A 23350-nucleotide genomic window follows, 5' to 3' on the forward strand; every position below is an offset into this window, starting at 1 on the left:
TCTGGGTCTGAATCTTAGATGCGATTTCATAAGCTGTTTTTATTTATTATCCATCTGACGTAGTCTGAGAATTAGTTCTTCGCAGATCTGCAATTCATCTTTTCCGTCTGTTTCAATAATAATATCCGCTGCTGCTTCATATTTTTCTCTTCGTTTCTCCATAAGATCGGCAATAAACGGAACTGTTTTGTTATTTTCAATCAGCGGGCGGTCATGGCTGTCTTTGACACGATCCAGAATAGTTTCTGGTTTGGCAGTCAGAAGAACTACACGTCCGTTTTTCTTCATCTCAACGACATTACATTCTCTCATTGGAGTTCCACCGCCGCAGGAAATCACGACATTAGTTTTGGACTGCATTTCAATAAGAAGGTTGGTTTCCAGGTTACGGAAATACTGTTCGCCATATACTTCAAAAATATCGGAAATAGTCATACCTTCTCTTTCAGCTATGATCTGATCCATCTCGATTACTTCCATTGCAAAGGAGTTTTTCAAAAACTCTGAGATGGTACTTTTACCAGATCCCATGAATCCAATAAGCACAATATTATAGTTAAACAATTTTCTGGACTGGATTCTTTTACTGTTCATTGTGATGCTTCCAAATACGTCTTCTACTTCAGCTTTATGACGTTTTTTTTCCATTCTTTTTTCCAGCCATTCTTTCTGTTTGGCCTCTTGTTCCGGCTGTAAGATTGGAAGATCATTGGACTTCTTATAAGCCATGATATCTTCTACAATACGATTACGCATAAGCAATGCATCCAGGATGATTTCATCACACTGGCCAAGACTCTCTCTTAATATTTCTAACTGACTCATTTTATCACCATTCCTATCTGATTATCATTTTTAATATTATAACAGCTGTTTTTGTATACGACAATACAATTTAGCAATTTTCTGCTTTAAATCGCTAAAGTTTTTAGGATATCAAATACTTTCCTTTACAGATATTTGACAAAATGTTATGATGCAAAGAAAAAAGCTTAAATCATACACCTTTTGATGAAAACAAAACACTGCAAAAAGGAGAGAAAACGATGTTAAAACGACTGATAGATACGACGGCCAGAGAATTAACTTCCTATAATAAGGCAGAACTTCTGACTGCTATTTCAGACAGTGAAGGAAGAACGCTCGCAGCAGAGACAATAGGAACAGTAACTCCGATGTTAGTAAATATCACTAACGCAGAGTTTGTAGCATCTCTGGGAGCAGATCTGATCATGCTGAATATTTTTGATGTAAACGATCCGATAATTCAGGGACTGCCGCAGACATCACCAGAAGATACGATTCGTGAGGTGAAGCGTCTTACCGGAAGAATGGTTGCGATTAATCTGGAGCCGGCTGTGATAAAAGATGGTCAGGAAGAATCCGTATGGAATCTGACAACCGGCCGTCAGGCTACGGCAGAGAATGCAAGAAAAGCTGCAGACATGGGCGTAGATATGATTGTTCTGACAGGAAATCCGGGAGTTGGCGTAGATAATGAAGCAATTATACAGGCCCTTTCCAGATTAAAAGAAGCAGTTGGAGACAGAGTGATTTTGACAGCCGGGAAAATGCATGCATCAGGAATTATTTCTGAAGCAGGAGAAAAGATCCTCACAGAAAAGGATGTGGAGGCGTTTGTCGATGCAGGCGCGGATGTGATCCTGCTACCGGCTCCGGGAACAGTTCCGGGAATCACAATGGAATATGCGGGAAATCTTATAAGAAAAGCGCATGAAAAAGGTGCGTTGGCAATGACAACGATTGGAACATCTCAGGAAGGTGCAGATGAAGCTACAGTTCGTCAGATTGCTCTCATGTGTAAGATGGCTGGTGCAGATATCCATCATATTGGGGATAGTGGATATATGGGGATGGCGTTGCCGGAGAATATCACAGCTTATAGCGTGGCGATAAGGGGGAAACGTCACACCTACCGCAGGATGGCCATGTCACTTTTACGATAGAAAAAAATTATTGCGGAAGGAGAAGAGTACAGTAATATTTTTGAAAGATAAATAAATCAAATTATGTCAGAATGTGTTGACGTGTAATCATAAAGACGGTACAATCATTGTAGATATTGAGAGGATACTAAGGAGGAAAGATCTGGCAGTATTTTACTGTTGTTCCGGATTTCAGATCTACAGGAATTAAGGATGGAAAACGTGCTTTTGAGTGGTCTTGTATCGTTCGCGCAGTATGCTCTATTGACGTTATGACAGCAACTGTTGCTGAGATTCCGCACGAATTAATGGTTCATATTACAGAACGTATTACACATGAAGTTCCGGGAATCAACCGTGTACTTTATGATTTCACACCAAAGCCGACAGGAACAGTGGAATTTGAATAATATTCGCAGCATCTATATAACAAGAAAGAGAAGCATCATATGAGACATACATTTACATTAGCTAATGGAGTGGAAATCCCAGCAGTGGGGTTTGGCACCTATAAAGCCGCAGACAACACCGACGAAGCGATTATAAGTGAAGCAATCCGACATGGGTATCGCCATCTTGATACGGCAGCCTTTTATTTCAATGAAGAAGCAGTAGGAAAAGCTGTGCGCGAGAGTGGAATTCCGCGAGAAGAATTTTTCCTGACATCAAAGGTCTGGAAAGATCAGCTTGGATACGATTCAACTTTGCAGGAGTTCGAAAACAGCTGTAAAAGATTAGGTACAGACTATTTGGATCTCTATCTGATCCACTGGCCAAGACCTTCTGATCTGAATGCAGAGTGGAGAGATTTGGATGTGGAGACATGGAAGGCATTGGAGGATCTCTATAAGTCGAAAAAGGTACGGGCAATCGGTGTCAGCAATTTTCTGCCACATCATTTGAACAATCTGTTAGAGCGGACAAGCATTACTCCTATGGTGAATCAGTTAGAATTCCATCCAGGATATATGCAGAAGGCTGCAGTTGATTTCTGTAAACAGATGGGTATTCAGATCGAGGCATGGAGTCCGATAGGTCGAGCCAGAGTTCTCAAGGAACCATTTCTTATGGAACTTGCAGAAAAATATCAGGTATCTGTCGCACAGATCTGTATCAGATTTGCTCTGCAGTGCGGTGTGTTACCGTTGCCAAAATCCTCTTCCAGTGAGAGAATGCATCAGAATCTGGATGTTTTCGGATTTGAAATAGAGGAAAATGATATGTATCAGTTGATGACTTTACCGCAGATCGGATGGTCGGGAGAACATCCGGATCGGGAGCGGGTAAGATTTTAATTCAAAGAAAATAAAGCTATTGAAAATGACACCCCCTAAAAGAGGTGTCATTTTCTTATAAGAGCTTTTTATAGAAGAGAAGTAGTCTTTTATACAACTTCTATCATAATCTAAATGTTTGATTGCTGTTCACACGGGAGTGAACAGTAACAATGTCTGCTCATAATTTATTTCTTATTTTTAATCTGTCCATATTTGTAGAGAGCAACCATAGCATTTACGGCTTGTTCAGCAGTCGGATAAGCTGGGATTCCATGATCTCTCAACTTCATGATAGCTTCCTGACATTCTTCACCACCCTGGCATTCCATAATGAACGGTTTTCCAAGATGTTTGTATGTCTCATAAATATCGATAACCAGATCTGTTACAGCCGGAACATCTGTTACTGCTGTCGGACAGATGGATCCAAGTATTCCATGTACATTCGGGTCACGCATTACCTGTGTGAATGCACCTTTATACTGAACAGGTGAAGCTGTTCCGGAAATATCAACAGGATTAAGCGGTGAACCAAACATTGGCATATATGCACGGATTCTTCCAGCTAGATTAGGAGAAATCTCTGACAGTTCATGCATTGGCATTCCCCGACGTTCAAAGTGATCACAGCTGAGAAGACCTGAACCACCACCGTTGGTAATCATAACGATATTGTCACCCTTTGGTGCCGGTTGCATTCCTAATGCCATGGAAATATCAAGGAATTCCTGCCATGTGGTCGCACGGATAGCTCCAGCCTTTTCAAAAATATCATCATAAAATGCATCATTTGTTCCTTTGTTTTCAGAAGCAGTATGTGCAAATGCTGCTTTTTCACCAATCTTTGAACCACCGACTTTTATTGTTACGATTGGTTTATCAACACTGCGGCAAGCTTCAATAAATGCATCAGGACTATCCAGTCCTTCAATATAAATTGCAAGACATTTACTGTTTTCATCTCTTCCAGCGTAGGATATAAACTCACAGAAATCAACGTCAGCTTTATTTCCAAGTCCTACGAAGAAGCTCATTCCAAAATGATCTTTCTGTGAGGTTCCAAGTGCCGCAAGCAAGTTGGCACCTGATTGAGAAATCATTGCTACAGGACCTTTGATTGGAAGATAAGGGATAAATCCGCAGTTGAAATTAAGGTATGGACTTCCCATTCCTACAAGGTTTGGTCCGATCAGAGGCAGCTCATGATCACGACAATATTGAGTGAGTTCATCCTGCAGTGTTCCACGTCCGATTTCTTTAAATGCACTTGTGGCAATAACAACAATCTTAACTTTCTTTTCAACACAATCTTCCAAAACAGATTTAACAATGTGTGCAGGTACAGCAAGAAAAGCAAGATCGATTTCATCAGGAATATCCTTTACAGTCTTATAAGCTGTAAATCCGGCAACTTTATCTGCTCTTGGATTTACAGGATAAATCTTTCCTTTATATCCCCATGTTAAAAGGCCATCAACAACTTTATAGCCGACTTTTGTAGAATAACGGCTGGCTCCGACTACGGCAATCGTTTTTGGATTTAATGCATATTGAAGTTTATCAACAACATATTCTCTTGGATGTTTTACGATCATATTACTGCACCTCCTCTGAGTCAGTTGAGAAACGACATTTTACGGAACCGGATTCCAGTCTGTTCTGTAAAAAGTCATCCGTCATAACGCATTCTTCCCAATATCCGTTATCATCATCAAGACGGGCTACCCAACGTCTGAACTGTCTCTTTGAATTTGCTACTTTTACTTCTTCAATTTCAGCATATCCTTCTAACATTGTTCTGATTGCTTCTACGTCATTTACTTCGGTATAAACAGTCAGCATGCAATCGTAGAAAGAGTCACCGAACTGAAGAATATCTACGAATTCTGGCATAAGTGAGAATTCATCTACGATTTCTGCTTTCCTGTAACTCGGAACATTCTGGAACATACGAACCAGATACATATGCATTGATATTCCAAGTGCTCTGTAATTAATATAAATCATTGGCAGCATAAATTTTCGTTCATCAACACACATTACAATGTCTTTTTTCATCTGCTTGCCATCCAGGCCGGATAACTTCTCCAGTATGTCAAAATCAAACATATCTGCGATTGATTTTGTACTGTTAAGAGCTTCGATAATAGCAAAATCTTTTTTATCTATTTTGTTCTGAACTTTAAGGAATTTCTTCTTCTGTTCTTCTCCAAAAATAAATTTTCTGTATCTGTCTTCCGGAACATCCCACTGGTTCACCAATGATTCTCTGACATCTGCTCTGATCGGACAAAGATGTACATATTCAACCTCCGGTCTGTCTTTCCATGGCTGGATAACATCTGCAAGAAGATTGTCCAGAACTCTCATGTGATTTCCGTTAAAGAAATCGAAATCGCCCTCTGCGAGATATCCTGTACAAATATCATCTTTATTCTGATACCACTTGGCAAATTCAGCTTTTACCTTTGGATCTGTACCGTCTTTTAATTTGACAACCCAATAATAAAGTCCCCAACCGTAAACACCAACATTTGGATTCATAACGAACATGATAAGATGTTCATCATACATTCGTTTTAATCGATCCTTGATATCATCGGGTTTGATTCCGGTTTCCTTCTCGATATAATCGATATTCCAGACTTCCGGATAGACTTGATAAAATGACTTCGCAACATTGTATGCTGCAACTTCTGTAGCATCGAGAGAATATGTTCCCGGTTCAGAGTAACCATATCCTCTAGGTGGGAAACAATTTTTTTTCATCCACGCCTGTTGCTGATCCGTTCCTATTGTGTATAATGTTTCTCCCATAGAATACCTACCTCCTTCTATTTTTATATACACGCTTCTTATATACCCAACATAACATAAACAAATCCAGAAACCAATTCCCTCCAGATACGTTTGAACAAAGAAGAGACAATTGTTCAAAATGCCTCGTTTTCATGAAAAACAACTTTATTTTTATGTGAAAATATACTATAATTATTTGTATATAGCGAGGTTTTTGGAAATACATGAATGAAGAAAAAGCAATTTTATCTAAAGACAATTTTATACATAATTCGATTAAAGATGCATTTCTGCAGCTTCTTCTGAAAAAGGACTATATGCAAATAACCATAACAGATCTTTGTAAATATGCAGGTGTCAGCCGAGGGACATTTTATACTCATTTTGGTAACATTGGACAAGTTGTTGAAGAAGTTTTTTCAGATGCTCTATATGATATTAAAAATATGGCTTTGTTATCTGAGAATGGATCAAGTTCAAATATAATTGTTAGGAAGGGGCTCTGTTGGCTTTTACGGGAAAATCCGAAATATCAGCCCCTCTTTTTTTCAGAAGCATTGTTCCTGCCGGCAGTAAAACATACAGTTGTTGCACTTAAACAGGATTTTCTTGATGTTATGCTGGATAAGACAGGTTTAGATGAATCCACATTAACTGATTTACTAACCGTTCAAATAATGGGATGTCTGGAAATGTGCAGAAAACATTTAGGAAAATCTGATGAAGAATGGTGCAGATTCCATACTTGTTTTGATCTTTTCCTTAAAGCAGGTTATGAAGGGATTATTCAAAATAACAATGCTTAATTTTTTCTGCGATTAACGATATAAATACCGGCGCATACCAAAACTAATGCAACCAGGCTGCCAACATTAAATGCCTGTTTTACCTCTCCGAGTATCAGTGCCGATAAGATTACGCTGCAAAGTGGATTTACGAATCCGAAAATCGCAACTTTGGAAACATCATTCCATGCAAGCAGTATAGACCAGAGTGTATATGCCACTGCTGAAACCAGTGCAAGGTAAAATATAATTGACAGACCTCCGGTAGTTATATTTCCCAGGCGTCCGCCCATTCCAATTCCAATTAAAGTCAGAACAATTCCGCCCATCGTGAACTGGGTTCCGCTTAACACTACTGGTGATACTTTTTTGGAAAAAAGATTGATCAACACAGTAGACATTCCATAAGATAATTGTGCAATCAGAATAAATCCTTCTCCGATCAGTTTAAATCCCATATCCAGGGAATTTCCCATCAGATTGATTACTACAACTCCTGCAAATCCCAATACACATCCTGCGATTTTTTGGCTCGTCATCCGTTCATTTCGAAATACCAAACAAGACAACAAAATTGCAATAAAATTTCCAAGCCCGGTGATGATTCCACCTTTTACTCCGGAAGTGTGTGCAACTCCTATGTAAAAAAAGAAGTATTGCCCCACTGTCTGGGCAAGACACACAGGAATGGCATATTTGAGGAGTGTCCTATCAGGAAGCATCACTTTCTTTTCCCTGATTGATGCAAAAATTAATACCAGAATCCCAGCTAAAGTAAAGCGGATTCCGGCAAATACAATCTGGCTTGCAGTGTCTGAAGAATCTACCTGCAGAAGGTGATACCCTGTTTTAATTACCGGGATTGCACTTCCCCACAGGATACAGCATACACAAGCAAGAAGTGCTACAATACCGGTTTGAGTCAATTTGTTTTGTTTTTGTGACATTTTCTTGTTTCTCTTTTCGTATAAATTTCGTTATTTCGATTTTTTCAGGTTTTATTTTTCAATATCTGATATTTATTCGTTGCATAACGTTCATCAATAACATTATCATAAGACGGATACAATGCCAAGCTGAATTGATAAAGCGTCTTGACATCAATATTATTTTAAGTATATGATGAAAAATATCTTGTTGCATAAAAGTATAGTTGGCTGATTTTAAGAAATTAGGAGAACGATAATGGATTTGAGTAAGTTATCTATGAAGAAAATTCGAGAACTGATTATTTTTACAGTGCTGCTTGTAGTTGCATTGTGGAAATTTGAAGTAGTGATCGATGTACTGAAAACAATATGGGGAATTCTGTTTCCATTTGTACTTGGTGGCGCAATTGCTTTTGTAATCAATGTGCCAATGAGCTTTTTAGAAAAGAAAATTTTCGGCAAGACAAAAGATGGAAATAAGGTGGGAGAAAAGTTAGCAAGACCGATCAGTCTTCTTCTCACAATTATATTGGCGGTTGGTGTGATCGCACTAGTAATGTTTGGTGTGATTCCACAGCTTACTCGGACAATGGGAAGTTTGATGATGAGTATTGCTACCTTTATTCCACAGATGCAGGACTGGATTCGAGAGTTTTCACATAATAATCAAGATATTATGAAATTAGTAAATCAGGTACAGTTTAATCCGGATCAGGCAATTAAATGGGGAATCAGTATTCTTGGCAGCGGAGCAGGAAATATGATGAATACGACAATGTCGGCAGTGGGCTCTATCGTCAGTGGATTTGCTACATTTTTCATTGCGTTTTCTTTTGCGTGCTACATTCTTTTTCAGAAAGAAAAATTGCATGTACAGATAAGAAAAGTATTTTTCGCATTTATTTCGAAACAAAAAGCAGAGGTATTTCTGAAAATTTGTTCTCTGACCTATCAGACATTTGCAAATTTCCTTACGGGGCAGTGTGTAGAAGCTGTGATTCTCGGAAGTATGTTTGTCGTTACACTCAGTATTTTAAAAATGCCATATGCACTTTTGATTGGAACTTTAATTGCATTTACTGCATTGATTCCGATCTTTGGAGCTTTTATCGGATGTGCAGTGGGTTGCTTTTTGATTTTTATGGTAAATCCTAAGCAAGCAATTTTATTTATTATTGTATTTTTGATTCTTCAGCAGATTGAAGGCAATCTGATTTATCCGCATGTGGTTGGTGGATCAGTTGGACTTCCGTCAATCTGGGTGCTTGCTGCTGTTACGATCGGTGGCAATCTCATGGGAATCGTAGGAATGCTTATTTTCATTCCATTAGTTTCGGTTCTGTACACTATTTTCAGGGAATTTGTATATCTTCGTCTGAAGGAAAAAAATATAAAACAAGTGACAAAGACAGTGGTGGAAGAATATACGGCAGAGGAAATTGCTGCAATGGAAAAAAATATAAAAAAGAATAGAGAATAAGAGGAAAACAAAAAGCGGAAAATCTCATTAGATTCAGAGGTTTTCCGCTTTTGAGTGCTTTGCTTTACAAGAGAAACGAAGGAGAGCCGCTATTTGAAGTTTTCTTCATGATCGTTTTCTTTTGCTTTTTTCTGTTTTTTGAATGTTATTTTTTTGATGCTTTTCTTAACTATAACTACGATAACAGCTATGACTGCTACGCATACGATAAGGATCGGTAATGCACCAAGAATTCCAATGATGAGATTCCTGAAACCGTGACCTACTTTATACAGGTTGTCTCCGAATCGTTCTTTGATTTCTTCAAAGAAGCCTTTCTCACCCGCGTCTGTTATACGTTCGACTTCAAATATCTCCACATGCACTGTGCTGTAATCAATCTGATTGTCCAGAAGTCTAAGTTGACTTTCGTAGCTTTCTATTTCATATCGGATATCGGATAATTTACTTTCAATGGCTAAGAGGTCTTCCATATTTTCTGCTGTAGAAAGCAGCTCCATCAAACGTGCCTGTTCCGTTTCTAAAGCTTTTTTATGACTTTCGACATCTACATACTGAAGTGTCACATCTTCCACGGATTCATTTTCCTGTGTTACATTTCCAAGTTCACCAACGATATCCACAAACTCATTTAACTTGTCTGCCGGAATTCGTATGGTGTAGCTTGCATATCGGGTTGTTGTATAAGAATAACTATTGCCGCTGATAGAAGAATTCTCGACATAGCCACCTAGTTCAGTAGTTTTTGTTTTTAGGCTATTGAGTACAGAATCAAATTCTTTTGTCTGCAAAGAAAGAGAAACCGTTCGGATCAGTTTTCGTCCGTTTTCTACCTGAGCTTCCAGTCCATTTCCGGAAGTGACTCCTGCATCGGCTGTTTCTGCAGGTTCTTCGCAGTATTCGTTTTTTGAATAATCTGTACCGTAGACTGATTCCATGGTTGCACTGTCCTCGGATGCTGACATTGATTTGCTGCCACATCCGACAGTCAATAGTGCCATCATAATTGCTGTGAAAAATGCGATTCTTTTCTTAAATTTCATACAAACACCTCCATTCTATCAGTAGGTCTTGAGTGAAGGTTAAAAGGGGAGTAGATTTACTTTACATCGGACAGCTTCTTCTTTCACCCTTGTCCATGTCTCCACGTAAATAGTGTCCATTAAATTCCATATTAATGTCACGGATCTCTTTTTTACCTTCGATATACTCATCGTACATTTCTGAAAGTCTTGCCATGCAACCGTCGCAGCCTGCAGAAATGTTGCCTAAAGATTCTTTTACAATCTGTTTCCTTTCTTCCATAGTTGTGTCTTTTATTAAAATGCTTTTGAATTCCATGATAGTTACCTCTGTTTTTCATTTAGATTTAATAGCTATTTCTATTAAGAGTATAACATAAAATATGATTAACTGCATAGTTTCTGGAGAATATAAAATGCCTGGGAAAAAGCTCTTTAAAAATGGGTTTAATTATAAGCTATAATGAGGTACAATAGAAAGAGTTATCATATCAGATTTGAGATTGTTTTCCGCCATCATAAGTGGTAAACAACAAATTGGTATTACTGGAGAGGCGTAGGTATGGCGAAAGTACATGGTGAATCAAAGCTGACTTTTTTAGAGTCGACGAGTATTATCATAGGACACGGCGTGGGATCGGGAATTCTTTCGGTCCCATTCCTTGCATCCAGAAATAACTGGCATGATATCATCTGGATTGCAGCAGTAGCTTATTGCATGAATCTTCTGCTGCATTTTATGATTGCAGAACTGTCTTTGAATAACAATGGCGCGCAGTTTATCAAATGCTTTGAAAATGAGCTGTTTGTGGGAAAGCTGAAGATGGCATGTACATGGCTGGCGTTTGGGCTGCTTGGCTTTTCGGTTGTAGTGAATGTGAGTGGATTTATTACCGGTGCGTCAGCTGTATTTTCTGCATGGTTTCACCTTCCGTCAGTGGTCGGAATGCTGCTCTTTTATGTATTGGCAGCAAGTGTGGTCTATATCGGAATGAAACTGGTTGGAATTTGTGAGAAAATTGCAGTGCTTTCCATGTTTGGAGTCATCGGGATCCTTTTTGTAGCAACGATGCTTTCAGAGACAACAGAGCTTTCGACAAAGTTCTATTCGAATAACAATATGCTGGCACTTTATAGCATGATTGCATTTTCATTATCTGCTGTTATGTCTGTGCCACAGGTTGTGAAAGGTTTAGAAGGAGACGAAAAAGGTATTCGCAGAGCGATTGCAGCCGGCACGGGATTGAATATGGGACTGATTCTTTTGATCACATTTATGACGCTTCTGGGATGTTCTAATGTGACAGAGAATGGAGCACTGGTGGATCTTTCCGGTCATCTTGGCGGATGGGTCAGCATTATCGGATATGTATTTTCCTTGCTGGCTCTTGCAACATCTTTCTGGGCGAATACACTGAATCTTCGAGATATTGTGAATGAACAGACGAAATGGGGCGAAAAGATTAGCTGGCTTGCAGCTACATTACCTTGTCTTGTGATCGCACTTGTGGGTGTGCAGAGCTTTGTTGGTTTCACAAGAATGGCAAGTGTGGTTCAGGTTCTAACCGGAGTAGGAGTTATTGTTGCATACAATCGTTCCAGAAAACGTGCGGGAACTAGCCTGATTTGCGGAAGACTTGGTAGTTTTCCGTTCCAGATATTAGCAGTAGCAGCTTCGTTGGTAGCATCTGTAGGAGCAGTGCTTACGGTGACAGTGTGAAATTACAAATATGTTATTACAAAAGTTGATGAAGAAGGAGATTAGAAAATGCAAGAACAGATGAAAGGGAACAGTAGGATTTTAGAAAGATTTGAATTCAGGGATATTAGACAGGAAGAGGCAGATCAGGCAGTCTTGATTGAGAAAATTTGTTTCCCGCCAAATGAAGCATGTTCTGAGAAACACATGAAGGAGCGAATTGGTGTGACTCCAGAATTGTTTTTAGTTGCGGTAGATAAAACAACTGGGAAGTTAGCAGGATTTTTGAATGGAATTGCAACGGACGAGGAAAAATTCCGAGATGAATTTTTTACAGATGCATCTTTGAATAATCCAAAAGGAAAGAAAGTTATGATCCTTGGCTTAGATGTATTACCGGAGTATCGAGGACAAGGTCTGGCACGAGAGATTGTAAGATGTTATCTGCAAAGAGAAGAAGAAAAGGGAAGAAAAGAAATTGTTCTTACCTGCCTGGATGAAAAAGTAGAGATGTATAAAAGATTTGGGTTTGTAGATCTGGGAATGTCAGATTCTGTCTGGGGTGGAGAAGAATGGCATGAAATGACATATTATCTGAGATAGAAGTAAATAACGAATGATAGTGAAAGCTGTAAAGTCTAATGGAAAATATTTGCCAAAGACTTTACAGCTTTTTTCTAAAAATGTATGATAAGAAAGGGAAATGAAAAATGTGAGATAGATAAGACGAGGAGAAAATATCATGGAGTATTGGGATATTTATGACGCAGAAAAACAGCCGACAGGAAGAAAAATGAAGCGAAATGACTGGTGCTTAAAGGAGGGGGAATACCATCTGACAGTGCTTGGAGTTGTGGCAAGACCGGATGGAACATATCTGATCACGAAACGTGTAATGACAAAAGCGTGGGCACCGGGCTGGTGGGAAGTATCCGGCGGTGCAGCGCAGGCAGGAGAGTCTTCTGAGGAAGCAGTATGCCGTGAAGTGAGAGAAGAGACAGGATTAGATATTTCTAATGCAGAAGGCGGATATGTATTTACTTATAAGCGAGAAAATCCGGGCGAGGGTGATAATTATTTTGTTGATGTATATCGCTTTGTGCTTGATATTGATGAGAATGATCTGAAACTTCAGACAGAAGAAACAGATGGATATATGTTCGCAACTAAGGAGGAGATTGAAAACTTTGCCAAGGAGGGAATCTTCCTTCATTATGACAGCATTAAGAGAGTGTTTGAACAGTTACAATAATTTATAGAATGGGGAAAAGTTATGCATTCAGAAAAGAAGAAAAACAGATTTGAGATTGATATGTGCAATGGCTCGATCATGAATAAGCTGATTTCTTTTTCAATTCCGCTGATGATATCTGGAATTCTGCAGCTTGCATTTAACGCAGTGGATATTGTTGTGGTAGGAAGATTCAGTGGAAGTGAGTCACTGGCAGCAGTCGGATCAACCACAGCACTGATCAATGTATTTACGAACTTATTTATAGGAATATCTCTTGGAGCAAATGTGCTTGCAGCCAGGTTCTATGCGGCAGGGCGCGAGAAAGAGATGTCGGAGACGGTGCACACAGCGATTACATTTGCGATTATAAGCGGAGTTGTGATGGCATTAGTTGGATTGTTCTTTTCCAGAGGAGCACTTGAGTTGATGGGAACACCGGATAATGTGATCAATCTTTCGACACTATATATGAAGATCTATTTCCTGGGAATGCCGTTTTTTATGTTATATAATTACGGAGCGGCAATCTTAAGAGCGGTTGGAGATACGAAACGACCACTTTTGTTTTTGATCGTAGCAGGTGTGATTAACGCATGTTTAAATCTTTTACTTGTAATTGCTTTTCATTTAGGAGTAGCGGGCGTTGCAATTGCAACGGTAACAGCACAGTTTGTATCGTGTGTATTGGTATTGCGTTGCCTGTATAAATCAGACAGCAGTTATCAGCTTCGCTTCTCGAAGCTAATGATAAAAAAAGTATATTTAGGACAGATCTTTCAGGTTGGAATTCCGGCAGGAATTCAGAGTACTGTGATCAATTTTTCAAATGTACTTCTGCAGTCATCGGTCAATTCTTTCGGATCCGTGGCGATGGCAGGATATACGGCAGCGAATAACATTTTTGGATTTTTATATGCATCGATCAATGCAGTGACACAGGCATGTATGAGTTTTACAAGCCAGAATTACGGAGTCGGAAAATGGAAACGAATGGACAGAGTCTTAGTTGACTGCCTGATTCTTTCCACAACGATTGCATTAATTCTTGGTGGAGGTGCATATCTCTTTGGACCGGAGCTTTTGAAGATTTATACTGATGATCCTCAGGTTATCAGCTGTGGTATGGAGATTCTTCTATATACAACAGTTACTTATTTTCTGTGCGGATGGATGGATCTGTTCCCGGGATCTCTTCGTGGAATGGGAAAATCAATTGTGCCGATGATACTTTCCGTAATCGGAACAGTCGGAACGAGAATCGTCTGGATCTTTGGAATATTTCCAAGATTCAGATCATTGAAGATTTTGTTTATTTCCTATCCGGTATCCTGGATCATTACGATCATTCTGCAGGTGATTTGCTTTATTTTTGTCAGAAGAATCGTTTATGCGCCACTGAAAAAACGAGAGGCTGCTATATAATGAAAAAAGAAATGCTTTATTTCCCCAAATATAAGAGGAAATAAAGCATTTCTTTTTTTATTACAGCATTTTGTAAATGATAATTATTGACAAATCCAACATCCTGGAATAAGCTAGTTTTGTATAACTAATTGATAAAAAATCGCAATAAGCTAAAGAGGATGATAAAAAAATGACATTAAAAGAATTAGCGATTGGAAAGAGTGCTGTGATCAGGACAGTTGGGGCTTCCGGTGCGTTACGACAGCATTTTTTGGATATGGGTATGATTCCGGGTGCGGAAGTTACGGTGGTAAAGTTTGCACCGATGGGAGACCCGATGGAATTGCAGGTACATGGATATGAACTGACACTTCGTCTTGCAGAGGCAGAACAGATTGAAGTTGAGGAAATCAGCGAGAGAACAAACAGCCATTCCCGTGGAGAACGTTTGAAACCGGTAGATCATCCGGGACTTGGAGAAGAAGGAAAGTATCATTCTGAAGAAGATGCTAATCCGTTACCGGATGGAACAGTGCTTACTTATGCCCTGGTAGGAAATCAGAACTGTGGAAAGACAACGTTGTTTAATCAGCTCACAGGAGCAAATCAGCATGTAGGAAACTTCCCAGGAGTAACAGTAGACCGTAAGGATGGAACAATCAAAGGTTATCCGAATACGAATGTGACAGACCTTCCGGGAATTTATTCAATGTCTCCATACAGCAGTGAGGAGATTGTTTCAAGAAATTTTGTGTTGGATGAACATCCGAAAGCAATCATCAATATTGTGGATGCAACGAATATTGAGCGAAATCTCTATCTGACAATGCAACTTCTTGAAATGGATATCCCGATGGTAGTAGCTTTGAATATGATGGATGAGGTGATTGGAAATCATGGATCTATCGATGTGAATACAATGGAAGCACTGCTTGGAGTTCCGGTTATTCCGATTTCGGCAGCGAAGAACGAAGGTGTGGATGAAGTAATACGTCATGCACTTCATGTGGCAAAATACCAAGAGCGTCCGCTGCGTCAGGATTTCTGTGATAAAAGTGATCATGACGGTGCGGTCCACAGATGTATCCATGCAGTGATTCATCTGATTGAAGACCATGCAGAAGAAGCAAAGCTTCCGGTACGTTTTGCCGCAACGAAGGCAATCGAGGGGGATCCGCTGATCTTAGAACAGTTAAAGCTTGATCAGAATGAGTTGGATATGCTTGAGCATATTGTACAGCAGATGGAGACGGAACGTGAGGTTGACCGAAGTGCGGCAATCGCAGATATGCGATTCGATTTTATTGAACGTCTCTGTGAGCAGACGGTTGTAAAACCGAAAGAGAGTAAAGAACGTGTCAGAAGTGAGAAGATAGACAAAATCTTGACAGGAAAATATACAGCGATCCCATGCTTTATCGGGATCATGGTGCTTGTATTTTATCTGACATTTAATGTAATCGGTGCATTTCTGCAAGGAATTCTGGAAATGGGAATTGATCAGTTGTCAAGAATGGCTGAGACAGGACTGATCGCACTCAATGTAAATGATGCAATCCGAAGTCTTGTGATCGACGGAATCTTTACAGGAGTAGGAAGCGTGCTTAGTTTTCTTCCGATTATCGTTACTTTGTTCTTCTTCCTCTCTATGATGGAAGACAGTGGATATATCGCGCGTGTGGCATTTGTAATGGATAAACTGCTTCGTAAGATTGGTCTTTCCGGTCGAAGCATTGTGCCGATGTTGATCGGATTTGGATGTACAGTTCCGGCAGTTATGGCAACAAGAACATTGACCAGTGAAAGAGACCGTAAGATGACGGTCCTTCTGACACCGTTTATGAGCTGTACAGCAAAACTTCCGATTTATGCATTCTTCGTAAGTACATTTTTCCCGGGTAAGGGCGGACTGATCATGTCGGGTCTGTACGTGCTTGGAATTGTAGTTGGAATTTTAATCGCATTCCTTTATCGAGGAACTCTGTTTAAAGGAGAACCGGTACCATTTGTTATGGAACTTCCGAATTATCGTCTGCCAGGTGCGAAGAATGTGGCGCAGCTTCTTTGGGAGAAAGCGAAAGATTTCTTACAGAAAGCATTTACAGTTATTCTGATGGCAACGATTGTTGTATGGTTCTTGCAGAGTTTTGACTTGCATCTGAACCTTGTGGAGAATTCAGCAGATAGTATTCTTGCTATGATTGCAGGTGCACTTGTTCCAATCCTTCGTCCGCTTGGACTGGGAGACTGGAGAATCTGTACAGCACTGATCAGTGGATTTATGGCGAAAGAAAGTGTAGTATCTACACTTGAGGTATTGTTTGGTGGAGGAATTGCTTCTGTACTGACTCCTCTGTCAGCCGGTGTCCTGCTTGTATTCAGTCTGCTCTACACACCGTGTGTTGCAGCAGTTGCATCAGTAAGGCGTGAGCTTGGTACAAAATGGGCTGTCGGAATGGTATTCTGGCAGTGTCTGATCGCATGGGTTGTGGCAATCATCACGAGAGGAATCGGAATGCTGCTTTTCTAATGGGGAAAGCTGTTACTGTGACAGTAACGAAATGTCTCGGAATAAATCGTCTGGGAATAAATGATAAAATTTATTGACAAAACAGAATTCATTCGTTATAGTAAGAAACGATGTGTCAGTGAGGCAGTTGTTCATGAGACGAACCGAGCCGAAAGATAAATTAAATATATTCCGTGAGGGAGTAGTTCGCATGAAAATGTGATTTGTCAACATACCGGTGAGAATGAGTTTTAAAAGATCACCTGGCAAATCTTAAAGAATGAGACTCATGTATGTTTTAAAAATAAGAGGATAAGTTTGTTATAACAAGCAGGCAGTTCTCTTATCATAGAACATACGTGGGTCTCTTTGTTTTTATATATTAGGAAAGTCCTTTCCTAATATATAAAAAACGCTCCGCTCAGGATGCGCACTGCAATTGTAGCGGAACAGATACAGAAGAAAAAAGAAAAGAGGAGAAACATGGCACTATTTATCGAGCTTTTGTTAATGGGGGTCGGGCTTGCGATGGATGCATTCGCAGTGTCTGTCTGTAAGGGCCTTGGAATGAAGAAGCTGAATAAGAAACAGGCGGTAGTGATCGGATTGTATTTTGGAGGGTTCCAGGCATTAATGCCGCTTGTGGGATGGATTCTTGGAATTCAGTTCCAAAAGTATATTACAAGTATTGATCACTGGATCGCATTTATTCTTCTTGGCTTTATCGGTGGGAAAATGATTCTGGAGGCAGTAAAAGAATGGAACGAAGAAGATATTGTTGAAGTAAAAGATCAGCCGTTGGATCATAGAAATATGTTTGTACTTGCCGTTGCGACGAGTATCGATGCGCTGGCAGTCGGAATCACATTTGCATTTCTGGACACACCGATTCTTGAGGCAATTACGATCATCGGAATTACGACAATGATTATTTCTATTGTTGGTGTAGTGATTGGAAATTATTTTGGTGGGAAATATAAACATAAGGCAGAACTGGTTGGTGGAATCATCCTGGTGCTTTTAGGTGTTAGGATTTTGATCCAGCATCTGTCTGGATTAGCATAAAATTGCTTGGATATGACATAACAGAAAGGAAATAAAAGATGAGTAATTTGTTTCAAAGTGTGCCATTTGCAGTGGTACTTTTAATTATTGGATTTGTGTTTCTTGTAAAAGGTGCAGATGCATTTGTTGAGGGGTGTAGCAGTATCGCAAGACGGTATCATGTTCCGTCACTGATCATCGGAATGACGATTGTGGCGATGGGGACGAGCCTTCCGGAGACTGCGGTCAGTGTGACGGCAGCAGTTACGGGAAACAATGCACTTGCAGTTAGTAATGCGGTAGGATCTAATATTTTCAATCTCATGGTTGTAGTCGGAGCCTGCACGCTTTTTACTTCCGTGGCAGTTCAGATTAATACGTTAAAGATTGATTTTCCGATCTCTATTCTGTGTGCGGTATTGCTTCTGATTCTTGGTGCAGCCGGAATGTCACTGGGACATATAGATGGAGTTGTATTTATTATCTTATTCCTGGCGTTTATCCTCTACATGATCCGCTCAGCACAGACATCTCGTGAGAAAAATGTGGAGCCGGGAGTGGAAGAGGAAGAGTATCTTCTGGAAGCGGAGGAGATTCAGGAAATGTCTATGGGAAAGAGTGTGATTTACATTCTTCTCGGCGCAGTAGCGATTGCGGTCGGAAGTGACTGGGTAGTAGACGGTGCTTGTACAGTTGCGGCGGCAATTGGAATCAGTCAGACTCTGATTGGTCTTACTGTAGTTGCGTTTGGAACAAGCCTTCCGGAGCTGGTTACATCGATTGTAGCAGCAAAAAAAGGTGAGGTGGATATGGCACTTGGAAATGTAATCGGTTCCAATATCTTTAATATTCTCATGGTGCTTGGTATTGCGGCAGCAATTTCACCGGTCGCATTTTTGACAGAAAATATCATTGATATTGCAGTGCTGATCGTGTTCAGTGTTATTGGATGGATCATGGCATGGACGAAAAGAGAACTTAATAGAAAAGAAGGTATTATCATGTTACTTCTTTATGCAGTGTATGTTGTGTATATTTGCATGAGATAGTTTGTGATAACTCTGAAAAAAGGATTATGTAAAAGGCAAAAAGTACTTGTGCCAATCACATAATCCTTTTTTAGTTTCCTATAATTAATGCAAAGTAGCCCCAGTCCCATAAGAGGGATTCGAAACTGTTTTCCAGATATTCATAAATATCCGCTGTTTCATATCCGGTCATTCGTGTAATGATCACAAGATATTGTCTCAACGTTTCGTAAGAAATTTCAGAAACGTTTGCGTCTGTGCCATCCAGCATCCATCTTAAGAAAATGCTGTGGCGGATTGATGCATATTCAAGGGCAATCCATTGCATCTGTACCAGTACATTTTCCAGGTCACTGTCAGGAAGCAGGAGATCGGAGAAAATCTCGTTGCGCAGGAAATTGCGAAGCAGTGGTTCGTAAGGGCTCAAGTATTGTGTGAATTGTTCCCATTGTTCCAGTAAAGTGGATTCGTAAGCTTTAGTATCATCAGGATTTTCAGTACTGTCCGAAAGTGATTCCGATATTTCTTCAGCCAAAGCAAGAATTGGATTCAGAGTATCCTGATAGAGCCCTTCTTTTTGATAGTTTACGGAAAGATCTTGTAGCAGTTCGTTGCATTCACTGATCAGATCCAAAGGTGGAAGGTCTATATCTGAGATCGCATTTCCAAGTTCTCTCACTGTGCTATCAGAAAAATAATCTTCTAACAGTTCTTTTGTTAATGGCTGATGCTGGTACAATTCCTGAAGAATATAGAAGCTTTCCAAAAGTTCTTCTTCGATTGTTCTGGAAGAATCATCTAAAAGATTGAGTAGTTTTTCACGCAAGAGGAAAAGGACAGAAGTATCTGTATCGCCAGTATCGGACAAAGTGTCTGATACATTTGGGAAATGCAGGGACTTCTGTTTGTTCCACAGGTCAATCACTGCAGGGCAGCAAGGCATCAGCATTTTCTCGTTATGTGTCGGAAAGCGATGCTCCTCTCGTGGAAATGTAGTGCACGTTTCTGATAGGACTTTGTCGCCATAAGCAACAACAAGGCGGCAGAGCTTCTCAGAGTTAAGGAATGGACAGCGATGATCACTGTCCAGGCCTATCACACGCTGTCCATCTTTTTTAATCGTATAAGCGCTTAAGTTTTTCTTTTGTTCAGGTACGGTTTCCGGAGCCTGGAGTTTCTTCCATTTACGGTTCGTATCTGCATCGACACCAATCTTCCATTCCTGGCAGCAGGTGATCGGACAGCGGTCGGCGATGCAGGTGAACTTAGAATAATAATCAGGTATCAAATAATTAATTTCTGTCATCACGTTCATGGAATTCTGTATGCTGCCCAACATATTTGTATGCCGGACGGATGATCTTACCGGCATTTAACAGTTCTTCCAGACGATGTGCACTCCACCCGGTGATACGCGCAATCGCGAAGAGTGGTGTGAAAAGCTCTTCCGGAATATTCAGCATTGTATAAACAAATCCGCTGTAGAAGTCAACGTTAGCACAGACAGGTTTCAGCATCTTTCTGTGTGTCATGATCTCTTCACCGGCGATTCTTTCTACGCGGTCATAAAGTGCGAATTCATCGTCAAGTCCCTTTTCAGAAGCAAGCTTCTGTGCATAGCTCTTCAAAATCTTTTCTCTTGGGTCGGAGATTGTGTAGACTGCGTGTCCCATTCCATAGATCAGTCCCGTCTTATCAAAGGCTTTTTTATCAAGAATCAGGCGGAGATACTCACGAATCTCATCTTCGTTAGTCCAGTCTTTGACAGACTTCTTAATATCATCAAACATCCCCTGCGCTTTCAGGTTTGCACCACCATGACGAGGTCCTTTCAGAGAACCGATGGAAGCAGCAATTGCTGAATATGTATCTGTTCCTGAAGAAGTAACAACATGTGTAGTGAAAGTGGAGTTGTTACCACCGCCGTGTTCTGCATGAAGAATCAGTGCAACATCAAGAACTTTGGCTTCTAGTTCTGTATACTGTCCATCCGGACGAAGCATGTACAAAATATTTTCGGCAAGAGAGCGGCCTTTCTCCGGATTACGGATCAGAAGTGTCTCATCTTTACGGAAATGTCTGTATGCATGATAAGAATATACTGCGATCAGTGGAAGCTTTGCAATAAGTTCAAGAGCCTGACGCAGTGCATTTTCAACAGAAATATCTTCCGGGTTCTCATCATATGTATATAAAGTAAGAACACAGCGCTGGAGTGCGTTCATGATGTTAGAGCTTGAGGCCTTCATGACAACGTCACGAACAAAACGTCCGCTTAGATCTTCTAATTCAGATAAAACTTTCAGAAAATGCTCTAATTCATCTTTTTTTGGAAGACGTCCGAAAAGGAGCAGGAAAGTTGTCTCCTCAAATCCAAAACGTTTGCCTTTCAGACCGTTGATAAGGTCATTGACATTGATTCCCTGATAGTAAAGTCCACCTTCAGCAGGAATTTTACGTCCGTTTATAACATCAAATCCACAGACATCGGATACTTCAGTCAGTCCGGTAAGAACTCCTCGGCCGGTTGAATCACGAAGTCCGCGCTTTACATCATATTCTTCATAAAGATTCGGATCAATGCGGTGTCCTTTCAAAAGTGTTTTCTCTAAATAGTCCATATCACTGCGCAGATCGTCAGTGTTTGCAATTAATATATCATTTGAATTCATAGCTTTCATCCTCACAATACATATATGTTTTCTAGTGTCTTGATAATGCATTTTAATGTAATTATAAACAGTTGAAATGAAATTTGCAAGAAATATATATGTATTCTTGCAAAAACATGAAAAAAATCAAGAAAAGTACGCATAAAACAGAATAAAATGAATATTGAATTGTTAGATAACTCAAAAATAAGAATGCTTAAATGAATTTTCTGAATCGTCAGAAAGAAAATGATGTGGCTGTGGTCATACCAGATGCCAAAGCGCAAATCTATTGTAAAAATACAAAAATATGGAGCGATATTTTATTATAAAGTGCTGAAAAATAGGAGAAACAGGTGCATTTATTGACGCATAATAATAAGAAGAGTATAATGTTAAAAAGATAACAATAGGTTGGTATAACCAATTAAAAGAAGGAGGGGGATAATTATGTTATTCCAAATTTATGGCGATGGTGCCGGCTGGCAGCTGTTAGGGTGGGTACTGGTGTTTGCCGGACTTGTTCTTGCAAATGAATTCGCAAGACGTACAAAAATCGGTGGACTGATCTGTTTTGGAGCTATTCCGGCTATACTTACAGTGTATTTCATCGCAATCTATATCTGTGCAGCAAATGGTGCAGAATGGGCACTGAATAACGATACTTATGTACATATGACAAGTTGGTTCCATTATGCAAAATTGTATGCTGCAACAGCAGGGTGTATTGGTTTTATGATGCTGAAATACAAATGGGGAATTGGTAAGACAGAATGGTTCAAAGTATTCCCGTTTGCAATCGTTGCAATCAATATTCTGATTGCAGTAGTAAGTGATTTTGAATCAGGTATCCGTGGATTCATGGCAATGAAAGAATTCGGTGACCGCTGGTGGCTGTCTTCAGAAAATGTATGGCTCTATGGTGGATGGTGGAACTGGGTGAACGGAATTGCCGGAATCCTGAACATCTTCTGTATGACAGGATGGTGGGGAATCTACACATCCAAGAAGCATGACGATATGCTTTGGCCGGATATGACATGGTGCTTTATCATTGCATATGATCTGTGGAACTTCGAGTACACATATAACAACCTGACAACACATGCATTCTACTGTGGTGTTGCATTACTTCTTGCTCCGACATTTGCAAATATGTTCTGGAACAAGGGTGGCTGGATCCAGAACCGCGCGAATACACTGGCACTGTGGTGTATGTTTGCTCAGGTATTTCCATTATTCCAGGATGCAAGCCGTTTCTCAGTAATTCCGGCTCTGTATTCTGACGGATTCATGGATGCAGCAGTAAGACCGACAAGTGCTAATCCAACCATGCAGGGTGTGATCGCGGTAATTGCACTTGCAGCGAATGTGATTTGTCTGGCTGCAATTATTAAGAGAGCAAAACAGCAGAAGAAGAATCCTTATAAGAATGAGATCTTTACAGATCAGAAGGATTATAAGGAAGCAATGGCGAGAGCAGAAGTTTAAATTTGTATTTAGATGTTTGAATTCTGAGTGATGAAGCAAAAACTTTTGTTGG

The 23350-nt window shown here is 40.0% G+C and carries 21 protein-coding genes; 13 read left to right on the plus strand and 8 right to left on the minus strand.

Annotation, left to right across the window (positions count from 1 at the left end):
- Positions 1-39 precede the first annotated feature (39 nt).
- Positions 40-825 (minus strand): shikimate kinase, encoded by a 786-nt coding sequence (locus LI126_RS13745; protein ID WP_227165583.1) that lies wholly within the window; start codon positions 823-825, stop codon positions 40-42.
- 221 nt (positions 826-1046) lie between these two features.
- Between LI126_RS13745 and LI126_RS13750 the strand changes: the two genes are divergently transcribed.
- From LI126_RS13750 to LI126_RS13760, 3 genes are all read left to right on the plus strand, one after another.
- Positions 1047-1967, plus strand: a complete 921-nt coding sequence (locus tag LI126_RS13750; RefSeq protein WP_227165584.1) for a DUF7916 family protein — start codon at positions 1047-1049, stop codon at positions 1965-1967.
- Between the two features lie 140 nt (positions 1968-2107).
- The gene (locus LI126_RS13755) at positions 2108-2356 is read left to right on the plus strand and encodes a GMP synthase (glutamine-hydrolyzing) (protein WP_227165593.1); all 249 of its coding nucleotides are present in this window, start codon (positions 2108-2110) and stop codon (positions 2354-2356) included.
- 39 nt (positions 2357-2395) lie between these two features.
- Positions 2396-3241 carry an aldo/keto reductase gene (locus LI126_RS13760; RefSeq protein ID WP_227165585.1) on the plus strand — a complete coding sequence of 282 codons (846 nt, stop codon included), beginning with the start codon at positions 2396-2398 and terminating at the stop codon, positions 3239-3241.
- Between the two features lie 167 nt (positions 3242-3408).
- Here LI126_RS13760 and LI126_RS13765 read toward each other — a convergent pair whose 3' ends face one another.
- Positions 3409-4818 carry an acetate--CoA ligase family protein gene (locus LI126_RS13765; protein ID WP_227165586.1) on the minus strand — a complete coding sequence of 470 codons (1410 nt, stop codon included), beginning with the start codon at positions 4816-4818 and terminating at the stop codon, positions 3409-3411.
- Between the two features lies 1 nt (position 4819).
- Positions 4820-6040: an AsnC family transcriptional regulator gene (locus LI126_RS13770; protein ID WP_196020571.1), complete on the minus strand. Its 1221-nt coding sequence runs from the start codon at positions 6038-6040 to the stop codon at positions 4820-4822.
- Positions 6041-6246: 206 nt separating this feature from the next.
- Between LI126_RS13770 and LI126_RS13775 the strand changes: the two genes are divergently transcribed.
- On the plus strand, positions 6247-6828 hold the full coding sequence (locus LI126_RS13775; RefSeq protein ID WP_020436053.1) for a TetR/AcrR family transcriptional regulator: 582 nt from the start codon (positions 6247-6249) through the stop codon (positions 6826-6828).
- On the opposite strand, the gene LI126_RS13780 is transcribed toward LI126_RS13775, so the two are convergent.
- Entirely contained in the window at positions 6825-7754 is a 930-nt protein-coding gene (locus tag LI126_RS13780; RefSeq protein WP_195937353.1) for a DMT family transporter, read from the minus strand. The two genes, LI126_RS13775 and LI126_RS13780, sit on opposite strands and share 4 nt — an antisense overlap.
- Positions 7755-7992: 238 nt before the next feature.
- On the opposite strand from LI126_RS13780, the gene LI126_RS13785 reads away from it, so the two are divergent.
- Positions 7993-9216: an AI-2E family transporter gene (locus tag LI126_RS13785; protein WP_227165587.1), complete on the plus strand. Its 1224-nt coding sequence runs from the start codon at positions 7993-7995 to the stop codon at positions 9214-9216.
- Between the two features lie 89 nt (positions 9217-9305).
- On the opposite strand, the gene LI126_RS13790 is transcribed toward LI126_RS13785, so the two are convergent.
- Together LI126_RS13790 and LI126_RS13795 are read right to left on the minus strand one after the other, a co-directional pair.
- Positions 9306-10259 (minus strand): DUF4349 domain-containing protein, encoded by a 954-nt coding sequence (locus LI126_RS13790; protein WP_227165588.1) that lies wholly within the window; start codon positions 10257-10259, stop codon positions 9306-9308.
- Between the two features lie 61 nt (positions 10260-10320).
- Positions 10321-10557 carry a purine biosynthesis protein PurH gene (locus LI126_RS13795; RefSeq protein ID WP_227165589.1) on the minus strand — a complete coding sequence of 79 codons (237 nt, stop codon included), beginning with the start codon at positions 10555-10557 and terminating at the stop codon, positions 10321-10323.
- 243 nt (positions 10558-10800) lie between these two features.
- On the opposite strand from LI126_RS13795, the gene LI126_RS13800 reads away from it, so the two are divergent.
- From LI126_RS13800 to LI126_RS13830, 7 genes are all read left to right on the plus strand, one after another.
- On the plus strand, positions 10801-11958 hold the full coding sequence (locus LI126_RS13800; RefSeq protein ID WP_227165590.1) for an aromatic amino acid transport family protein: 1158 nt from the start codon (positions 10801-10803) through the stop codon (positions 11956-11958).
- A gap of 48 nt (positions 11959-12006) precedes the next feature.
- Positions 12007-12540 carry a GNAT family N-acetyltransferase gene (locus LI126_RS13805; RefSeq protein ID WP_181989198.1) on the plus strand — a complete coding sequence of 178 codons (534 nt, stop codon included), beginning with the start codon at positions 12007-12009 and terminating at the stop codon, positions 12538-12540.
- A gap of 139 nt (positions 12541-12679) precedes the next feature.
- Positions 12680-13189, plus strand: coding sequence for an NUDIX hydrolase (locus tag LI126_RS13810; protein ID WP_227165591.1), 510 nt, complete (start codon positions 12680-12682; stop codon positions 13187-13189).
- A 21-nt stretch (positions 13190-13210) separates the two neighbouring features.
- Positions 13211-14593: an MATE family efflux transporter gene (locus LI126_RS13815; protein ID WP_020436061.1), complete on the plus strand. Its 1383-nt coding sequence runs from the start codon at positions 13211-13213 to the stop codon at positions 14591-14593.
- A 172-nt stretch (positions 14594-14765) separates the two neighbouring features.
- Positions 14766-17105, plus strand: a complete 2340-nt coding sequence (gene feoB, locus LI126_RS13820) for a ferrous iron transport protein B (RefSeq protein ID WP_227165592.1) — start codon at positions 14766-14768, stop codon at positions 17103-17105.
- A gap of 462 nt (positions 17106-17567) precedes the next feature.
- Positions 17568-18149 carry a manganese efflux pump MntP gene (locus tag LI126_RS13825; RefSeq protein WP_055146723.1) on the plus strand — a complete coding sequence of 194 codons (582 nt, stop codon included), beginning with the start codon at positions 17568-17570 and terminating at the stop codon, positions 18147-18149.
- Between the two features lie 38 nt (positions 18150-18187).
- Positions 18188-19177 carry a calcium/sodium antiporter gene (locus tag LI126_RS13830; protein ID WP_055173262.1) on the plus strand — a complete coding sequence of 330 codons (990 nt, stop codon included), beginning with the start codon at positions 18188-18190 and terminating at the stop codon, positions 19175-19177.
- 70 nt (positions 19178-19247) lie between these two features.
- On the opposite strand, the gene fliB is transcribed toward LI126_RS13830, so the two are convergent.
- Positions 19248-20471, minus strand: coding sequence for a flagellin lysine-N-methylase (gene fliB, locus LI126_RS13835; protein ID WP_226901346.1), 1224 nt, complete (start codon positions 20469-20471; stop codon positions 19248-19250).
- Positions 20449-21828, minus strand: a complete 1380-nt coding sequence (locus LI126_RS13840) for a citrate/2-methylcitrate synthase (protein ID WP_195937362.1) — start codon at positions 21826-21828, stop codon at positions 20449-20451. The genes fliB and LI126_RS13840 overlap by 23 nt, the downstream gene beginning before the upstream one ends.
- A gap of 429 nt (positions 21829-22257) precedes the next feature.
- Here LI126_RS13840 and LI126_RS13845 point away from each other — a divergent pair, with 429 nt between their 5' ends.
- A complete protein-coding gene (locus LI126_RS13845; protein WP_020436067.1) occupies positions 22258-23298 on the plus strand; it encodes a DUF5692 family protein in 1041 nt (346 codons plus the stop codon).
- The last annotated feature ends 52 nt before the right edge of the window (positions 23299-23350 follow it).

Origin of the sequence: Mediterraneibacter sp. 210702-DFI.5.30, assembly GCF_020560115.1 — a bacterium.
In the GTDB taxonomy this organism is placed as follows: domain Bacteria; phylum Bacillota; class Clostridia; order Lachnospirales; family Lachnospiraceae; genus Mediterraneibacter; species Mediterraneibacter faecis.